The organism is Nocardia carnea (genome assembly GCF_029869215.1).
Classification (GTDB): Bacteria; Actinomycetota; Actinomycetes; order Mycobacteriales; family Mycobacteriaceae; genus Nocardia; species Nocardia carnea_B.
Genome location: NZ_JARWPM010000396.1, coordinates 1 through 1,086 on the forward strand (window position 1 = coordinate 1; position 1,086 = coordinate 1,086).

Here is a 1,086-nt window from a genome sequence, read left to right on the forward strand (position 1 = left end):
GGCTGATCCGGCCGGAGCGCACCCCCTCCGCGCCGTTAATCCCTCAAACTGGGGCCCCCCCTTTAAACATTAATCCCGGGGCGGGGCCCCCCCCCCGCCCCGAACTACCCTCGGGAACCCGTTTCGGATCGTTGGACATCACGCACCTGCCCATCCAGCTCTCGGATCGAAGCCGCTGGCCTTCTCCGCCTCCTGCAACGCGCGTAACGCGGCCTCGGCATCGTCGTCCAGCTTCGGCGGCACGGCGACCTTCACGGTGACCAGCAGATCACCGGCTCCGCCACCACGTTTGGGAACTCCGCGGCCGCGCACCCGCAAGGTGCGGCCGTCCGCGGTACCCGGTGGCACCTTCACGCCGACCCGGCCCTCCAGCGTGGGCACCGATACGGTCGTACCGAGCACCAATTCACTGTAGCTGACCGGCAGTACCAAGGTGAGGTCGTCGCCGGCCCGGCCGAAGACCTTGTCCTGGCTCACCCGCACCGTCACGTACAGGTCGCCCGACGGGGCGCCCCGCAGCCCGGCTTCACCCTGACCGGCGAGCCGGATCCGTTGTCCGTCGGCGATTCCCGGCGGAATGCGGACATTGAGCGTGCGGGTCCGGTTCTGGATACCGCTGCCCCGGCAGTCCACGCAGGGGTCGTCGATGATCGACCCGCTGCCGCGGCATTCGTCGCACGGCTCGCTGAACCCGAACGCGCCCTGGTTGCGGCTCACCACACCGCTGCCGTTGCAGATCGGGCACACCCGCGGGCTGGTACCCGGTTTGGCGCCACTGCCGTGGCAGGTGGTGCAGGGAGCCGGGCTGGTGAGGCTCAGCGGAACCGTGACGCCGCGCGCCGCTTCGCGGAATCCGAGGGTGGTCTCGGCCTCCACATCCGCGCCCCGGCGCGGGGGGCGGGGGGGGGGTACGCCCCCCCCCCCGGGGAACAAAACCCCGCACAGAAACCCCACGACCCCCCCCGCGCCCCCCCCCCCCCCCCCCCCCCGGGCGGTGCCCGCGGCGCCGGACAGGCCGTAGGGTGTCCGGGGTGGATCTGACCGAACTGCTCGAGATACCGGGAACCGACGCCGACGCGTTGTACG

General features: G+C 71.6%; 1 protein-coding gene. It reads right to left on the minus strand.

The annotated features are described in order from the left end of the window. Positions 1-138 precede the first annotated feature (138 nt). The coding region (locus QH276_RS28780; RefSeq protein ID WP_280406963.1) for a DnaJ C-terminal domain-containing protein at positions 139-1,086 on the minus strand (948 nt) is incomplete at its 5' end.